The organism is Citrobacter sp. Cpo040 (assembly GCF_030332915.1).
Classification (GTDB): Bacteria; Pseudomonadota; Gammaproteobacteria; order Enterobacterales; family Enterobacteriaceae; genus Citrobacter; species Citrobacter portucalensis.
The window spans coordinates 672,849-691,048 of sequence record NZ_JAOWGX010000036.1; the positions used below are offsets into that span (position 1 = coordinate 672,849).

13 protein-coding genes are annotated in these 18,200 nt (G+C 50.7%); 7 read left to right on the forward strand and 6 right to left on the reverse strand.

Annotated elements, in window-relative coordinates; all coding sequences use genetic code 11:
- The first annotated feature begins 2 nt into the window (after positions 1-2).
- The 5 genes from rarA (at position 3) to OGX86_RS18165 (ending at position 6,905) form a co-directional block, all read left to right on the forward strand.
- Positions 3-1,346 carry a replication-associated recombination protein RarA gene (gene rarA, locus OGX86_RS18145; RefSeq protein WP_048214581.1) on the forward strand — a complete coding sequence of 448 codons (1,344 nt, stop codon included), beginning with the start codon at positions 3-5 and terminating at the stop codon, positions 1,344-1,346.
- Positions 1,347-1,438: 92 nt separating this feature from the next.
- Entirely contained in the window at positions 1,439-2,731 is a 1,293-nt protein-coding gene (gene serS / locus OGX86_RS18150; protein WP_003831902.1) for a serine--tRNA ligase, read from the forward strand.
- Positions 2,732-2,967: 236 nt separating this feature from the next.
- Complete coding sequence (dmsA, locus tag OGX86_RS18155) at positions 2,968-5,412, forward strand: dimethylsulfoxide reductase subunit A (RefSeq protein WP_286640348.1); 2,445 nt, start codon at positions 2,968-2,970, stop codon at positions 5,410-5,412.
- Positions 5,413-5,422: 10 nt separating this feature from the next.
- Entirely contained in the window at positions 5,423-6,040 is a 618-nt protein-coding gene (dmsB, locus tag OGX86_RS18160; RefSeq protein ID WP_003831905.1) for a dimethylsulfoxide reductase iron-sulfur subunit DmsB, read from the forward strand.
- Between the two features lies 1 nt (position 6,041).
- On the forward strand, positions 6,042-6,905 hold the full coding sequence (locus OGX86_RS18165) for a dimethyl sulfoxide reductase anchor subunit family protein (RefSeq protein WP_003831906.1): 864 nt from the start codon (positions 6,042-6,044) through the stop codon (positions 6,903-6,905).
- Positions 6,906-7,015: 110 nt separating this feature from the next.
- On the opposite strand, the gene ycaC is transcribed toward OGX86_RS18165, so the two are convergent.
- The gene (gene ycaC, locus OGX86_RS18170) at positions 7,016-7,642 is read right to left on the reverse strand and encodes an isochorismate family cysteine hydrolase YcaC (protein ID WP_003035746.1); all 627 of its coding nucleotides are present in this window, start codon (positions 7,640-7,642) and stop codon (positions 7,016-7,018) included.
- Positions 7,643-8,027: 385 nt separating this feature from the next.
- On the opposite strand from ycaC, the gene OGX86_RS18175 reads away from it, so the two are divergent.
- Entirely contained in the window at positions 8,028-9,176 is a 1,149-nt protein-coding gene (locus tag OGX86_RS18175) for an MFS transporter (RefSeq protein WP_003831907.1), read from the forward strand.
- A gap of 213 nt (positions 9,177-9,389) precedes the next feature.
- Positions 9,390-10,811, forward strand: a complete 1,422-nt coding sequence (locus tag OGX86_RS18180) for an amino acid permease (protein ID WP_128316672.1) — start codon at positions 9,390-9,392, stop codon at positions 10,809-10,811.
- A gap of 54 nt (positions 10,812-10,865) precedes the next feature.
- Here the strand turns inward: OGX86_RS18180 and OGX86_RS18185 are convergent, their stop codons facing one another.
- The 5 genes from OGX86_RS18185 to ycaO form a co-directional block, all read right to left on the reverse strand.
- Positions 10,866-11,660 (reverse strand): PA3715 family protein, encoded by a 795-nt coding sequence (locus OGX86_RS18185; protein WP_248281658.1) that lies wholly within the window; start codon positions 11,658-11,660, stop codon positions 10,866-10,868.
- A gap of 86 nt (positions 11,661-11,746) precedes the next feature.
- Entirely contained in the window at positions 11,747-12,487 is a 741-nt protein-coding gene (gene pflA / locus OGX86_RS18190) for a pyruvate formate lyase 1-activating protein (protein ID WP_286640349.1), read from the reverse strand.
- 310 nt (positions 12,488-12,797) lie between these two features.
- The gene (gene pflB, locus OGX86_RS18195; protein ID WP_003035753.1) at positions 12,798-15,080 is read right to left on the reverse strand and encodes a formate C-acetyltransferase; all 2,283 of its coding nucleotides are present in this window, start codon (positions 15,078-15,080) and stop codon (positions 12,798-12,800) included.
- Between the two features lie 59 nt (positions 15,081-15,139).
- Positions 15,140-15,997 (reverse strand): formate transporter FocA, encoded by an 858-nt coding sequence (focA, locus tag OGX86_RS18200; RefSeq protein ID WP_003831909.1) that lies wholly within the window; start codon positions 15,995-15,997, stop codon positions 15,140-15,142.
- A gap of 404 nt (positions 15,998-16,401) precedes the next feature.
- Positions 16,402-18,162, reverse strand: a complete 1,761-nt coding sequence (gene ycaO, locus OGX86_RS18205; protein ID WP_286640350.1) for a 30S ribosomal protein S12 methylthiotransferase accessory factor YcaO — start codon at positions 18,160-18,162, stop codon at positions 16,402-16,404.
- Between the last annotated feature and the right edge of the window lie 38 nt (positions 18,163-18,200).

Here is an 18,200-nt window from a genome sequence, read left to right on the forward strand (position 1 = left end):
GAGTGAGCAATCTGTCGCTCGACTTTTCTGATAATACCTTTCAGCCACTGGCCGCACGTATGCGGCCAGAAAATTTAGCGCAGTACATCGGCCAGCAGCATCTGCTGGCTGCGGGTAAACCCTTGCCGCGCGCCATCGAGGCCGGGCACCTGCACTCTATGATTTTATGGGGTCCGCCGGGGACGGGGAAAACCACGCTAGCCGAAGTTATTGCCCGTTACGCTAACGCCGATGTTGAACGAATTTCGGCGGTCACGTCTGGTGTAAAAGAAATTCGTGAAGCGATTGAGCGGGCGCGTCAGAATCGTAACGCGGGTCGACGTACGATCCTGTTCGTGGACGAAGTTCACCGTTTTAATAAAAGCCAACAGGATGCGTTTTTACCGCATATTGAAGACGGTACCATCACGTTTATTGGCGCCACCACTGAAAATCCCTCGTTTGAACTGAACTCGGCACTGTTGTCGCGGGCGCGTGTTTATTTACTGAAATCGTTAACCACCGACGATATTGAACAGGTGCTGGACCAGGCGATGTCAGATAATGCCCGTGGTTACGGTGGTCAGGATATCGTACTGCCACCAGAGACGCGTCGGGCGATTGCCGAACTGGTGAATGGCGACGCGCGGCGAGCGCTGAATACGCTGGAAATGATGGCCGATATGGCCGAAGTTGATGATTCCGGTAAGCGCGTATTGAAACCAGAATTGCTCACTGAAATTGCCGGTGAACGCAGCGCACGCTTCGATAATAAAGGCGATCGTTTTTACGATCTCATCTCCGCATTACACAAATCGGTTCGCGGCAGCGCCCCGGATGCGGCACTTTATTGGTATGCGCGCATCATTAGTGCAGGCGGTGACCCGCTGTATGTAGCCCGTCGCTGTCTGGCAATTGCCTCTGAAGATGTGGGCAATGCCGATCCTCGCGCCATGCAGGTGGCAATTTCCGCATGGGACTGCTTTACCCGCGTGGGACCCGCGGAAGGTGAACGAGCGATTGCTCAGGCGATTGTATATCTGGCCTGCGCGCCGAAAAGTAATGCGGTTTACACCGCCTTCAAAGCCGCGCTGGCTGATGCCCGTGAACGTCCGGATTACGACGTGCCGGTCCACCTGCGCAATGCGCCAACTAAGCTGATGAAAGAAATGGGCTATGGTCAGGAGTATCGTTACGCCCATGATGAACCAAATGCCTATGCCGCCGGAGAAGAGTACTTCCCGCAGGAAATGGCACAAACGCGCTATTATCACCCCACAAACAGAGGTCTTGAAGGCAAGATTGGCGAAAAGCTCGCCTGGCTCGCCGGACAGGATCAAAATAGCCCTATAAAACGCTACCGTTAGTGTTATCGTTGCGGTAATGTTGTCTCTGTATCCCTGTGACCGCAGGCTGTGGTCACTTTCTCCTATTTTAATTCGATAAGCACAGGATAAGCATGCTCGATCCCAATCTGCTGCGTAATGAGCCAGACGCAGTCGCAGAAAAACTGGCAAGCCGGGGCTTTAAGCTGGATGTAGATAAGCTGCGCGCTCTTGAAGAGCGTCGTAAAGTTCTGCAGGTACAAACTGAAAACCTGCAGGCAGAGCGTAACTCTCGATCGAAATCCATCGGCCAGGCAAAAGCGCGCGGGGAAGATATCGAGTCTTTACGTCTGGAAGTGAACAAACTGGGCGAAGAGCTGGATGCCGCGAAAGCTGAACTTGATACCTTACAGGCCGAGATCCGCGACATTGCGCTGACCATTCCTAACCTGCCAGCGGACGACGTTCCGGTGGGTAAAGATGAAAATGACAACGTTGAAGTCAGCCGTTGGGGTACGCCGCGTGAGTTTGATTTCGAAGTGCGCGATCACGTTACCCTGGGTGAAATGCACACGGGTCTTGATTTTGCCGCTGCGGTTAAGCTGACCGGCTCTCGTTTCGTCGTGATGAAAGGGCAGATCGCGCGCATGCACCGTGCGCTGTCTCAGTTCATGCTGGATCTGCATACCGAACAGCATGGTTACAGCGAAAACTACGTTCCGTATCTGGTTAACCATGACACGCTGTACGGAACAGGGCAACTGCCGAAATTTGCTGGCGATCTGTTCCACACCCGTCCGCTGGATGAAGAAGCTGACAGCAGCAACTATGCGCTGATCCCAACGGCAGAAGTTCCGCTGACCAACCTGGTTCGCGACGAAATCATTGACGAAGATGCGCTGCCGATCAAAATGACCGCGCATACGCCGTGCTTCCGTTCTGAAGCAGGTTCTTACGGTCGTGATACCCGTGGTCTGATCCGTATGCACCAGTTCGATAAAGTTGAAATGGTGCAGATCGTTCGCCCAGAAGACTCTATGGACGCGCTGGAAGAGATGACCGGCCATGCCGAGAAGGTTCTTCAGCTGCTGGGCCTGCCGTACCGTAAGATCATTCTGTGCACAGGCGACATGGGCTTCGGCGCATGCAAAACGTACGATCTGGAAGTGTGGATCCCGGCGCAGAACACCTATCGCGAAATCTCCTCTTGCTCCAACGTGTGGGATTTCCAGGCTCGTCGTATGCAGGCGCGTTGCCGCAGCAAATCCGACAAAAAGACCCGTTTAGTACATACGCTGAACGGTTCTGGTCTGGCGGTTGGACGTACGCTGGTTGCGGTGATGGAAAACTATCAGCAGGCTGATGGCCGTATTCAGGTTCCGGAAGTGTTACGTCCGTACATGAATGGCCTGGAGTTTATCGGCTAAGCTACCTTTCTTTGCTAAAAAAGCGCCTCAGGGCGCTTTTTTTATGCCCGTTTGACGTCGGACAATAACGCCTACCTCCATAGGAGTAATACTGCCTTCGAATGAAAGTCAGTATTTATCTCTGTCTTTTCGCAAATTCGATATCTACCAGTCTGTATATCGATATTAACGCTATATAAAAATCTATATAACGAATATTTCTCTTTTGTTTATTGTGAGCAGCAGAGTGAGCCACTATGAAAACTAAGATCCCCGATGCCATGCTGGCAGCTGAGGTTAGTCGCCGAGGTTTGGTGAAAACGACGGCGATAGGCGGACTGGCGGTGGCCAGTAGCGCGTTTACCCTGCCATTTAACCGTATTGCAAATGCTGCAGAAGCCCTTAATCCGACACAGGCCAATGAGAAAGTCATCTGGAGCGCGTGTACGGTGAACTGTGGTAGCCGCTGTCCTCTGCGTATGCACGTGGTAGACGGTGAAATAAAGTATGTTGAAACCGACAACACCGGTGATGACAACTATGACGGCTTGCACCAGGTACGCGCCTGTCTGCGTGGTCGCTCCATGCGTCGTCGCGTTTATAATCCCGACCGTCTGAAATACCCGATGAAACGTGTCGGTAAACGTGGCGAAGGGAAATTTGAGCGTATCAGCTGGGATGAAGCCTACGACATCATTGCCAGCAATATGCAGCGTCTTATCAAAGACTACGGCAACGAGTCTATCTACCTGAACTACGGCACAGGTACGCTGGGCGGCACCCTGACACGCTCCTGGCCGCCAGGCAAAACGCTGGTAGCACGTCTGATGAACTGCTGTGGCGGCTACCTGAACCACTACGGTGACTACTCTTCAGCACAAATCGCTGCCGGGTTGAACTACACCTACGGCGGCTGGGCAGACGGTAACAGCCCGTCCGACATTGAAAACAGCAAGCTGGTGGTTCTGTTCGGGAATAACCCAGGTGAAACCCGTATGAGCGGGGGTGGGGTAACCTATTACCTTGAGCAGGCGCGACAGAAATCCAATGCCCGCATGATCATTATCGATCCTCGCTACACGGATACCGGCGCGGGTCGTGAAGATGAATGGATCCCGATCCGCCCAGGTACCGATGCGGCGCTGGTTAATGGTCTGGCGTATGTGCTGATCACCGAAAACATGGTCGATCAACCGTTCCTTGATAAATACTGCGTGGGTTACGACGAGAAAACCTTACCGGCCGACGCACCGAAAAACGGTCACTATAAGGCGTATATTCTTGGGCAGGGCAAAGACGGTATCGCCAAGACCCCGGAATGGGCAGCGCAAATTACCGGTATTCCTGCTGATCGAATCGTCAAACTGGCACGTGAAATCGGTAGCGCTAAACCGGCATTTATCAGTCAGGGGTGGGGACCGCAGCGCCATGCTAACGGTGAAATAGCGACTCGTGCCATTTCTATGCTGGCAATCCTTACCGGTAACGTTGGGATTAACGGCGGCAACAGCGGGGCGCGTGAGGGCTCATACAGTTTGCCGTTTGAACGTATGCCTACGCTGGAAAACCCAGTCGAAACCAGCATCTCTATGTTTATGTGGACGGACGCCATTGAGCGAGGTCCGGAGATGACGGCGCTGCGTGACGGTGTTCGTGGCAAAGATAAGCTCGATGTTCCGATTAAGATGATCTGGAACTATGCCGGTAACTGTCTGATTAACCAGCACTCTGATATCAACCGCACACATGAAATCCTACAGGATGATAAGAAGTGCGAGATGATCGTTGTCATCGACTGTCATATGACCTCCTCGGCGAAATACGCGGATATTTTGCTGCCGGACTGCACCGCTTCGGAGCAGATGGACTTCGCACTGGATGCCTCCTGCGGAAATATGTCGTATGTGATTTTCACCGATCAGGCGATCAAACCACGCTTCGAATGCAAGACTATCTACCAGATGACCAGCGAGCTGGCGAAACGCCTTGGTGTTGAGCAGCAGTTTACAGAAGGTCGTACTCAGGAAGAGTGGATGCGTCATCTGTACGAGCAGTCGCGCAAAGCCATTCCTGAACTGCCAACGTTTGAAGAATTCCGCAAGCAGGGGATCTTTAAACAGCGCGACCCACAGGGACATCACGTGGCCTACAAGGCGTTCCGTGAGGATCCTAACGGCAATCCGCTGACCACGCCGTCAGGTAAGATCGAAATTTATTCGCAGCAGCTTGCCGAGATCGCGTCAACCTGGGAACTGCCGGAAGGTGATGTGATTGATCCACTGCCGATTTATACCCCAGGTTTTGAGAGCTTAAACGATCCGCTGGTGGAGAAATTCCCTCTGCAGTTGACCGGCTTCCACTATAAGTCTCGCGTCCACTCGACCTATGGCAACGTGGATGTTCTGAAAGCATCCTGCCGCCAGGAAATGTGGATCAACCCGATGGATGCCCAGCGACGCGGCATTAACAACGGCGACAAGGTGCGCATCTTTAACGATCGTGGTGAAGTGCACATCGAGGCGAAAGTAACGCCGCGTATGATGCCTGGCGTGGTGGCATTGGGCGAAGGGGCGTGGTATGACCCGGACGCAAAACGCGTGGACCAGGGCGGTTGTATTAACGTCCTGACGACCCAGCGTCCGTCTCCTCTCGCGAAGGGGAACCCATCACACACGAACCTTGTTCAGGTTGAAAAGGTGTAAGGAGTAACCGATGACAACCCAGTATGGATTTTTTATTGATTCCAGCCGTTGCACCGGTTGCAAAACCTGCGAACTGGCGTGCAAAGATTTCAAAAATTTAACCCCTGAAGTCAGCTTCCGCCGCATTTATGAGTACGCGGGAGGTGACTGGCAGGAAGACAACGGCGTCTGGCATCAGAACGTCTTTGCCTATTACCTCTCCATTGCGTGTAACCACTGTGAAGACCCGGCCTGTACCAAGGTGTGTCCGAGCGGTGCGATGCACAAACGTGAAGATGGTTTTGTCGTTGTCGATGAAGATGTGTGCATCGGCTGCCGCTATTGCCACATGGCCTGTCCTTACGGCGCACCACAGTATAATGCTGACAAAGGGCACATGACCAAATGCGATGGCTGCCATGAGCGCGTCGCTGAAGGTAAGAAACCTATTTGCGTCGAGTCCTGTCCACTGCGTGCGCTGGATTTTGGCCCAATTGATGAACTGCGCAAAAAACACGGTACTTTGGCTGCGGTTGCGCCACTGCCGGGCGCGCACTTTACCAAACCGAGCATTGTCATCAAACCTAACGCCAATAGCCGCCCGACCGGGGATACCACAGGTTATCTGGCTAATCCGAAGGAGGTGTAAGATGGGAAGTGGATGGCATGAATGGCCGCTGATGATCTTCACGGTCTTTGGACAGTGTGTGGTTGGCGGTTTTATTGTTCTGGCGCTGGCGTTGATGAAAGGGGGCTTACGCCCAGAATCGCAGCAACGCGTAATTACCTGCATGTTTGGGCTTTGGGTATTAATGGGCATTGGTTTTATTGCCTCTATGCTCCACCTGGGCTCACCGATGCGCGCCTTTAACTCACTCAATCGCGTTGGGTCATCTGCGTTGAGTAACGAAATTGCCAGCGGCTCACTCTTCTTTGCCGTTGGCGGTATCGGCTGGCTGCTGGCTATGTTGAAGAAAATGTCGCCCGCATTACGCAATCTGTGGTTAGTTGTCACCATGGTGCTGGGTGTGGTTTTTGTCTGGATGATGGTGCGCGTGTATAACACCATCGATACCGTACCGACCTGGTACAGCGTCTGGACACCGCTGGGCTTCTTCCTGACGATGTTTATGGGCGGTCCGCTGCTGGGATATCTGTTACTGAGAATTGCTGGCGTGGATGGTTGGGCGATGCGCCTGCTGCCGGCTATATCAGTGCTTGCTCTGGTCGTGAGCGCTATCATGTCGGTAATGCAAGGGACTGAACTGGCGACGATCCACAGTTCGATTCAACAGGCCTCTGCGCTGGTTCCGGATTACGGTTCGCTGATGGCGTGGCGGATTGTGGCACTGGCGTTAGCGCTGTGCTGCTGGATAGTACCGCAAGTGAAGGGTTACCAGCCTGCCGTTCCGTTGCTTTCCGTCGCGTTTATTCTGCTGTTAGTCGGCGAGCTGATTGGTCGTGGCGTGTTCTACGGGCTGCATATGACCGTCGGTATGGCGGTGGCGAGTTAATTCATAATATGCCGGATGGCGGCTCGTGCTTTATCAAACCTACAATATCCGTAGGCCTTAAAGCTGCGCGCTATCCGGCTACATGTCAGGCCAGGGTTTTGCCCCAGTCTTTACTTCTGCTTAGTTAACGTGTCATAGCTGGTCATCAGATTGCGATAATCCGGAATGTGATTAGAGAACAACGTCGCCAGACCTTCGATATCGTTGCGCCAGTCGCGGTGCAGTTCGCATGCTACTCCGAACCATGTCATCAATTGAGCGCCTGCTTGAGACATCCGATCCCATGCTGAATGGCGGGTAATTTCATTAAACGTGCCTGAAGCATCGGTGACAACAAAGACGTCAAAACCTTCTTCAATAGCCGAGAGCGCTGGGAAAGCGACGCAAACCTCCGTCACGACACCAGCGATAATCAGCTGCTTTTTGCCGGTCGCTTTTACTGCTTTCACGAAATCTTCGTTATCCCATGCGTTAATGTTTCCTGGGCGAGCAATGTAGGGCGCATCGGGAAATTGAGCTTTCAGTTCCGGTACCAGCGGTCCGTTTGGTCCTGTCTCAAAACTGGTTGTCAGAATGGTTGGGAGGTTGAAGTATTTTGCTAAGTCACCGAGCGCAAGCACGTTGTTTTTAAATTTATCGGGATCGATATCCCGAACCAGAGAGAGCAGGCCAGCCTGATGGTCGACCAGCAGTACTGCCGCATTGTCTTTATCAAGTCTTACGTAAGGTTTAGTCATGGTATTTCTCCTGTTCAGTATCAGTGGGGGAAATTTGATGAGTTTAAGTCTACGAAAAGAACGATATTTGGATTAGATAGATAAATAAGAACTCACTGTTCTATTTTGAAGACAATGCAGCTCAGCATCCCGAATACAGTTTAGTAAGAAATAAAAGTAAGGGGAGTCCATGAAATTTTTCGACTGAACGTAACGCGAGATTTTTGTTTTAGATCAATAAAAACAAGCAGATGTGTTTTTGTGTTTTTTATCTATTCACATTAAGAATCAGTAATGCAAATCGATCGACCAGAAAGCGCCTCAGCCCTCTGATTCCGCCGATTGACAATGTTTTTAGCAGTGGCATGATGCGCATGAAATTTGAACTTCCTCACGGTTTTTATTCATGTCCACCTATACCCGTCCCGTCATGCTATTGCTGTGCGGGCTACTTCTGTTGACCCTGGCGATCGCCGTGTTAAACACGCTCGTCCCGCTTTGGCTCGCCCATGAAAATCTGCCTACCTGGCAGGTAGGCGTGGTGAGCTCGTCTTACTTTACCGGTAATCTGGTAGGGACGTTGCTGACAGGGTATTTAATAAAACACCTTGGTTTTAACCGCAGCTATTACATCGCCTCGCTTATTTTTGCCGCGGGCTGTGTCGGGTTGGGGATTATGGTGGGATTCTGGAGCTGGATGACATGGCGTTTTATCGCCGGTGTTGGCTGCGCCATGATCTGGGTGGTCGTGGAAAGCGCGCTGATGTGCAGCGGGACGTCCCGTAATCGCGGACGGTTACTTGCCGCCTATATGATGATCTATTATGTGGGAACGTTTTTAGGCCAATTGCTGGTTAGTAAAGTATCAACAGAATTGATGAACGTCCTGCCGTGGGTGACGGGTACTATCCTGGCGGGTGTTTTGCCACTGCTCTTTACGCGCATTGCTAATCAGCAGGGCGATGAACAGCAGTCTACGCCTATTGTCTCCATGCTGAGGTTGCGTCAGGCGCGCCTGGGCGTTAATGGCTGCATTATTTCCGGGATCGTGCTGGGATCTTTGTATGGCCTGATGCCGCTGTATCTCAACCATCAGGGGGTGAGCAACGCCAGCATTGGTTTCTGGATGGCGGTTCTGGTAAGTGCCGGTATTCTGGGGCAATGGCCGATTGGCCGTCTGGCGGATAAGCTGGGACGTCTGCTGGTTTTACGCGTCCAGGTCTTCGTGGTGATCGTCGGGAGTATCGCCATGCTGAATCAGGCGGCGATGGCGCCCGCGTTGTTTATGTTGGGTGCGGCAGGCTTTACCCTCTATCCGGTCGCGATGGCCTGGGCCTGTGAAAAGGTGGAACATCATCAGCTGGTCGCCATGAATCAGGCATTGTTATTGAGCTATACCGTGGGTAGCCTGCTGGGACCTTCGTTTACTGCGATGCTGATGCAGAATTATTCAGACAGCTTGCTGTTTATCATGATCGCCAGCGTATCGTTTATTTATTTACTGATGCTGTTGCGTAAGACTGGCCATACGCCCAATTCTATTGCGCACATTTGACCTGATTTAACAGAATATGAACAGGTTCCCATACATACTGTTTATGTATGCTTTATGGGAACCTGCATTATTTAATCGCACACGTCTGTCCTGAAAATAAAGTGTGCAGAAGGTTATAGTTTTACATCCTTCCGTTTCCGCTCGCTCATTTTACCGCGCATAATCCCACGCCTCATATATTGATAATCAAAAAGCTTCCACAAAGGATTGCGTATGGCTGGTGTGCAGGAAAAACAATTGCGATGGTACAACATTGCATTGATGTCATTTATTACCGTCTGGGGTTTTGGTAACGTCGTTAACAACTATGCTAATCAGGGATTGGTTGTTGTCTCCTCCTGGATATTTATTTTCGCGCTCTATTTTATTCCTTATGCGTTGATCGTCGGGCAGCTTGGCTCAACCTTTAAAGAGGGTAAAGGCGGAGTCAGTACCTGGATTAAACATACCATGGGGCCAGGGTTGGCCTATCTTGCTGCCTGGACCTATTGGGTTGTGCATATACCTTATCTGGCGCAAAAACCGCAGGCTATTCTGATTGCGCTGGGATGGGCGCTGAAGGGCGATGGTTCGTTGATTAAAGAGTACACCGTCGTGGCGTTGCAGGGGCTGACGCTGGCGCTGTTTGTCTTTTTCATGTGGGTTGCGTCCCGTGGCATGAAGTCACTGAAAATTGTTGGGTCAGTTGCTGGCATCGCGATGTTTGTGATGTCCATTTTGTATGTCGTGATGGCGGTAACCGCGCCTGCAATTACGGATGTGCAAATAGCGACAACCAATATCACCTGGGAATCGTTTATCCCACACATCGATTTTACCTACATTACCACGATCTCCATGCTGGTCTTTGCCGTGGGCGGTGCGGAGAAAATTTCGCCATATGTTAATCAGACCCGTAATCCGGGCAAAGAATTTCCAAAAGGCATGCTCGTTCTGGCTGTTATGGTAGCGGTATGCGCGATTCTCGGGTCGCTGGCTATGGGAATGATGTTTGACTCCCGGCATATTCCAGATGACCTGATGACGAATGGTCAATATTACGCCTTCCAGAAATTGGGTGAGTATTATGGTATGGGTAATTGGCTGATGGTTATTTACGCGATTGCCAATACGCTGGGACAGATTGCGGCATTGGTATTTTCTATTGATGCACCGCTTAAAGTTCTGCTGGGTGATGCTGATCGTAAATATATTCCCGAGAGCCTGTGTAAAACCAACGCTTCCGGTACGCCGGTAAATGGTTATATTCTGACGCTGGTGCTGGTGGCGATTTTGATTATGTTGCCAACGCTGGGAATTGGCGACATGAACAACCTGTATAAATGGCTATTGAATCTTAACTCTGTCGTGATGCCATTGCGTTATTTATGGGTGTTTGTGGCGTTCATTGCCGTTATTCGCCTGGCGCAAAAATATAAATCGGAATATGTCTTTATTCGCAACCGCTCGCTTGCGATGACCGTGGGGATCTGGTGCTTTGCCTTTACCGCATTTGCCTGTCTGACCGGGATCTTCCCGAAAATGGAAGCCTTTACCCCTGAATGGACATTCCAGCTCACGCTGAATATTGTGACGCCATTTGTGCTGGTTGGACTGGGATTGATTTTCCCGCTACTGGCGAGAAGAGGACGCTAAAGACAAGTGTGGCAGAAGAGCAGGAGATAGTGATGCTATCTCCTGCTTTGCTTCTCAAAACAACGGGGACAGTTCTTTTGGGATGGCATACTGTTTGCCATCATAACGCAGCACCCAACTGGCTTTCCCCGGTTTATCCTTTGATGCGCACTGCTCGTTGGCGTCTGTATAGGCCGTTGATTCCACGTTTTTCTCGTTTACCCGAATATCGGTGTACCCATTATGTGAATCAGGCGCAAGGGCAAGGGTACGTTTAATATCGTGGAATGTTCCCACACAGTTTCCGTCCCATTCACCGGTGCTATTCTCAAGTACGATTCCGTTTAATACCGCCCGTAGTTGATTATTTTCAATAACAAACAGCGATAGCGCATCTTCACTATAAGGATTTACACGGGAACTGCCGGTGCGGGTGACTCGCAACCCAAATGCGGTCTGATCTGGGGTAACTTTCCAGCGCGCAGTATCCAGCGCCAGACCGGTAATTTGAATGGCATCGTCATTCATACGTTCGGGCAGGCGTAGCCGCTGTTTTACGTCGAGGCTTGTGGAATCCAGTACCAGAAGCTCCAGATCGCCAATGCGATCGTAATCGCTATATTGTTGTGCCATCAGCGGGATCGCCGCTAAGGTCAGTTCCGGGTGGGCTGGCCAGACACGGCAAATTGCGCTTTGCGGTGAGTTACCTGTGATTTCGATAACCTGATTATGCTGTGTGAGTAGCTTGCCTTCCGCTGTCGGTTTTGCATCCGGCCACGCATGTTGCACAATGGCGTTGATATCACAGTTGCTGGTGGCATTTACGTATTGGGCAGATAACAGCAACATGCCAGAAATGAATAACCGCATGGCGTCCTTTCCTTTAATTCGAGTGGTTGTCGCTTAGATAGCAAAACGGCTGCCGTTCAGGGCAGCCGTTTCGTGGTGGCTAAAACTCAATACATCACTTTATGTCCATATTGCTCGAGAATGCCCTTCACGCGCTCCATGGTCTCTTTCTTCGGTGGTTTGACGCCATCCAGTTTGTATTCTTCGCCCATTGCCACCCATTTGTGTTTGCCCAGCTCGTGGTAAGGCAGCAGCTCAATTTTTTCAACGTTACTCATATCGCGGGTAAATTCGCCGAGGCGGTGTGCGGAGTCATCGTCATCAGACCAGCCAGGTACGACAACATAGCGGATCCACACTTTGATGTCTTTGTTTGACAGGTAACGCGCAAACTCCAGCGTACGATGGTTAGATACGCCGACCAGATTCTGATGTATTTCATCGTTCATCTGTTTGAGGTCGAGCATGACCAGGTCGGTGACTTCCAGTAGCTCATCGATCACCGGATCGTAGCGGCGAACAAAACCGTTGGTATCCAGACAGGTATGAATACCTTCTTTTTTACAGGCGCGGAACCAGTCACGTACGAATTCAGCTTGCAGGATAGCTTCGCCGCCAGATGCCGTCACGCCGCCGCCGGATGCGTTCATAAAGTGGCGATAGGTCACCACCTCTTTCATTAATTCGTCGACGGTGACTTCTTTACCGCCGTGTGTATCCCACGTGTCGCGGTTATGGCAATACAGGCAGCGCATCAGGCAGCCCTGAAAGAAGGTAATAAAGCGGATGCCCGGGCCATCAACAGTGCCACAGGATTCAAAGGAGTGAATGCGACCAATAACTGACATTGCGGTGTTTCTCCAGGTGTGGCCCATCCGGGGCCAGTGTTAGTGCACAGTTATTAACTGTGTCGAGTCTGTTTTGGCTGCTATCCATACTTTTCGTCTTTCAAGCTGCATCTTTGTTAGCTTCCTTCGCTCACCCCAGTCACGTACTTCTGTACGCTCCAGGGGATTCACTCCGTTGCCGCCTCAATGCAACTCGAAATCCATCGAGTATATAAGTATAGATAGCTGACAAAGCAGGCTATTAAAAAGGCCCCACTTACGTGGAGCCTTTATTGTACGCTTTTTAAAGTACGATTTCAGTCAAAACCAATTACATGGTCTGAGTGAAGGTACGAGTAATAACGTCCTGCTGCTGTTCTTTAGTCAGGGAGTTAAAACGTACTGCGTAGCCAGAAACGCGGATGGTCAGCTGCGGATATTTTTCCGGATGTTCCATCGCATCCAGCAGCATTTCGCGGTTCATGACGTTCACGTTCAGGTGCTGACCACCTTCGATGGACGCTTCGTGGTGGAAGTAACCATCCATCAGACCAGCCAGGTTGGTCTTACGAACTTCGTCGTCTTTACCCAGAGCGTTCGGAACGATAGAGAAGGTGTAAGAAATACCATCTTTAGCGTAAGCAAACGGCAGTTTAGCAACGGAGGTCAGAGAGGCAACAGCACCTTTCTGGTCACGACCGTGCATTGGGTTAGCTCCCGGTCCGAACGGCGCGCCAGCACGACGACCATCTGGGGTATTACCAGTTTTCTTACCATAAACCACGTTAGAGGTGATGGTCAGAACAGACTGAGTCGGGATAGCGTTACGATAAGTAGTCAGTTTCTGAATTTTCTTCATGAAACGTTCTACCAGGTCAACCGCCATGTCATCAACGCGAGAGTCGTTGTTACCAAACTGCGGGTATTCGCCTTCGATTTCGAAGTCGATAGCCAGACCGTCTTCGTCACGAATCGGTTTAACTTTCGCATATTTGATTGCAGACAGGGAGTCAGCAGCAACGGACAGACCAGCGATACCACACGCCATGGTGCGGATAACGTCACGGTCGTGCAGCGCCATCAGAGAGGCTTCGTAGCTGTACTTGTCGTGCATGTAGTGGATAACGTTCAGCGCGGTGACGTACTGTTTAGCCAGCCAATCCATGAAGTGATCCATGCGGTCCATAACTTCGTCGAAGTTCAGAACGTCGCCTTTGATCGGTTCAGATTTAGGACCAACCTGCATTTTCAGTTTTTCATCAACGCCACCGTTGATTGCGTACAGCATGGTTTTCGCCAGGTTTGCACGCGCACCGAAGAACTGCATTTGTTTACCAACAACCATCGGGCTTACGCAGCAAGCGATAGCGTAGTCGTCGTTGTTGAAGTCCGGACGCATCAGGTCATCGTTCTCGTACTGCAGAGAAGAGGTGTCGATGGACACTTTAGCGGCGAATTTCTTGAAGTTCAGAGGCAGTTTTTCAGACCACAGAACAGTGATGTTCGGCTCCGGAGAAGGACCCATGGTGTACAGGGTGTTCAGGAAGCGGAAGCTGTTTTTGGTAACCAGAGTACGGCCATCAACGCCCATACCACCGATTGATTCAGTTGCCCAAATCGGGTCACCGGAGAACAGTTCATCATATTCAGGAGTACGCAGGAAACGAACCATACGCAGTTTCATGACCAGGTGGTCGATCATTTCCTGTGCGTCTTGCTCGGTGATTTTGCCTGCTTTCAGGTCACGTTCGATGTAAGCATCCAGGAAGGTGGATACGCGACCGAAGGACATTGCTGCACCGTTCTGAGATTTAACTGCGGCCAGGTAGCCGAAGTAAGTCCACTGGATAGCTTCCTGAGCGTTGGTAGCCGGACCAGAGATATCGCAGCCATATTTAGCAGCCATTTCTTTGATCTGACCCAGAGCGCGGTGCTGTTCAGCGATTTCTTCACGCAGACGGATAGTTGCTTCTAGGTTTACGCCGTTTTCCAGATCGGACTGCAGAGAGACGAACTGAGCGTATTTGTCTTTCATCAGGTAGTCGATACCGTACAGCGCAACGCGACGGTAGTCACCGATGATACGGCCACGGCCATACGCATCTGGCAGACCAGTCAGAACACCGGATTTACGGCAGTTCAGAATGTCTTTGGTGTAAACATCGAATACGCCCTGGTTGTGGGTTTTGCGGTATTCGGTGAAGATTTTTTTCAGCATCGGGTCCAGTTCGCGATTGTACGCTTTGCAGGAACCTTCAACCATTTTGATGCCGCCAAACGGAATGATCGCACGTTTCAGCGGAGCTTCAGTCTGCAGACCAACAATCTTCTCGAGCGCTTTGTTGATGTAGCCAGCGTCGTGAGAAGTGATGGTAGAAGCAACGGAGGTGTCAAAGTCAACAGGCGCGTGAGTGCGGTTTTCCTGTTTAACGCCTTCCATCACGCTGTCCCACAGTGCAGTGGTCGCATCAGTTGCGCCAGCCAGGAAGGACTCGTCACCCTCATACGGAGTGTAGTTTTTCTGAATGAAGTCACGTACGTTTACTTCATTCTGCCAATCACCTTTGGTAAAACCTTCCCAGGCTGTGGCTAACTTTTCATTAAGCTCGGACATGTAACACCTACCTTCTTAAGTGGATTTTTTATTTACTGCGTGTAATGGGCATCAACAGATTAATGATGATCGTTACCACGCAGATAAATGACCCAGTATGTCAACCCGACCAACAAACCGCCGCCGATAATGTTACCGATCGTAACCGGAATCAGGTTATCGGTGATGAAATTCATCACGGTCAGGTGAGAAAAATTCTCCGGAGAAGACCCAACTGCGGTCCAGAATTCCGGGGTGGCGAAATCGCGTATTACAATACCCATAGGGATCATAAACATGTTTGCGATACTGTGCTCAAAACCGCTGGCAACAAACATTGCGACCGGTAATACCATAATAAACGCTTTGTCCATCAGGCTGCGGCCCGAGTAGCTCATCCATACGGCCAGACACACCATCAGGTTAGCCAGGATACCAAGGCTCACTGCCTCAACAAAAGTATGGTGCACTTTGTGGTCGGCTGTTTGCAGAACGTTGAGCCCCCATGCGCCGTTGGCGGTCATATACTCGCCAGAAAGCCACATGAGTAACACAAAGATCAGGGCGCCAATCAGGTTGCCGACATAAACGTTAAGCCAGTTTTTCGCTAACTGACCCCAGGTAATACGACCACTGGCTTTAGCAACGACGATCAGTACGGTTGAAGTGAAGAGGTCTGCACCGCAGACAACACAAAGGATCAGCCCCAGGGAAAAGCAGATACCACCTACTAATTTCGCCATGCCGAAAGGCATAGTACCAGTGCCGGTTGTGGCGGTGATATAGAAAACAAAGGCAATTGAAATGAATACACCGGCAGTAATTGCCAGATAGAACGTCTTAAGCGGATGTTTCGTTGCTTTATAGACGCCTGCTTCTTCGGCAACTTTGGCCATTGCAGCAGGTAGAATAAGATCAAAAGGGTTGTCAGCTTTCACACTAACTCTCTCTTTATTAAGTCGGCGACGAGATACTAACAAAGCATTATAGATGAGAATTTGATATAGATCATATCTCGCCTGGCTTATAGGCCCGCAAGACGCATGGTTTTTATGCGATTACGGTGTAACATGTTGATTATCCATATAAAAATAAATTTTAAAAATTATAAAGTGAGTTGAATTTTTTCTTTCAGCCTCCTATGGTGCGGTTAATTAAAATGGAGTAATTGAGATAAAAAACCACATTAATAAGCTAATTTTTTTAATATCAACTACTAATATTTAACCTTGTTTTTACATTTATTTTTTGGTTTGACCAAAATAAAAAACGGGGCGCTTTAAGCGCCCCGTAATATAGCTCAGACAATACATTTAGCCTACTCGAGGCAAGTTGTTTGTCACTATTTTGACCAGTGTGCCGCTTTCGCGCGTTGCAATTTCTCATAGGCTTTCAGCAGAGACTGATGTGCCGGGAATGCGTGCAGATCGCTGTCTACTGGCTGAAGTCCATAAAACGGCGCTTCACCACTCAGTGCCGCACTTGCCGCTTCAACCGCCTCAGCGCCGTACATGCGGACGAATGCGTTCAGATACTGCAGCGGCTGACGGTCTTCTTCCTGAGACAGCAGCAACAATGTTTGCAGGCAGCGATAGTAGTTTGCACGTTCCGTGCTAAAGACGGAGGCGTTAAATTCCATCGTCCATTCGGTCCACGCCAAGGCCTGCTCCAGATCGCCACCGGCCAGCGCCAGCATCACTTTAAGCTCGCCAATACGCAGGGTGTACCAACCGTTATCCGCACCGGTCGCCAGACCGAGCAGCTCGCGCACGCGGGTGAAGTCGTCAAAACCTTCTTCATCCAACTGTTCAATCAGATTGAGGTAGTCTTCTTTATCCCACTCACTGCCTGGCAGAGAAAGAATGGTGTCACGCAGATGGGTGCCCATAGCGTTGTTGGCTAACCACAGATCTTCTGCCGGATAGATGTCAGACATTCCCGGAACAATAATGCGGCACGCGTAAACGCCCAGGTGCTCATAGTCAGCGATATACACTTCTTTATCTTCAGCATTGAAGATGGCCATCAGGGTGGCGAACTCTTCTTCCGTGGTGCCGGAGAAATTCCAGTCAACGAACGGATAGTCGGCATCCTGCTTGAACAGATCCCAGGAGATCAGACCGCTGGAATCGATGAAGTGAGTTTCAAGGTTGGTATGTTCTGCCACTTCCTCATCGTCGAAGGTCGGTGGGGTGAAGACATCAAGATCCTTCAGACCACGGCCCTGCAGCAGTTCAGTCACGGTACGCTCCAGCGCAACGCCGAAATCCGGGTGTGCGCCGAAGGAGGCAAAGCAGGTACCGTTGGCCGGGTTGAACAGGACAACGCAAATCACCGGATACTTGCCGCCCAGCGAGCCATCGTAGGCAAAAATTGGGAAACCTTCCGCTTCCAGTGTGGCGATGGACTCCACCACTGCCGGATAGCGCGCCATCACCTCGGCCGGGATTTCCGGCAGGCTGATGCTTTCGGCGATAATACGGTTCTTCACATGGCGCTCAAAGACTTCAGACAGGCCCTGAACGCGAGCTTCGTTAGGTGTGTTACCCGCAGACATGCCGTTAGAAACATACAGGTTGCCGATAATATTCATCGGAATGTAGACGGTCTGGTTATCAGACTGGCGGGTAAACGGCAGGCCACAGACGCCACGCTCTTCATTACCAGACTGTAGATCGATAAGCATGCTGCCGGCCAGTTCGTTATCTGGATCGTAAAACGCACGCAGACGTGCATCCAGTAAACCTTCTGGAACATCGTCGTCTTCAGTCAGCGGGAACCATTTTTCGTTCGGATAATGCACGAACGGGCCATTGGCGATAGTTTCGCCCAGCCAGAAATCTGCAAAGAAGTAGTTAGTCGACAGACGCTCAAAGTATTCACCCAGCGCAGAAGCCAGCGCCGCTTTTTTTGTCGCACCTTTACCGTTGGTGAAGCACAGCGCGCATTCTTTGTCGCGAATATGTACAGACCAGACGTTAGGGACGGGATTCAACCACGAAGCTTCTTCAATTTGAAAACCAAGGTCGAGTAATTTTTGCTGGAAGCGAGCGATGGAGTCTTCCAGAGCGGCATCTTTGCCGGGGATAAATGTTTGCGTCATGAAAATCACTTTTGTCGTACGGAAAGCGCGCAATGATA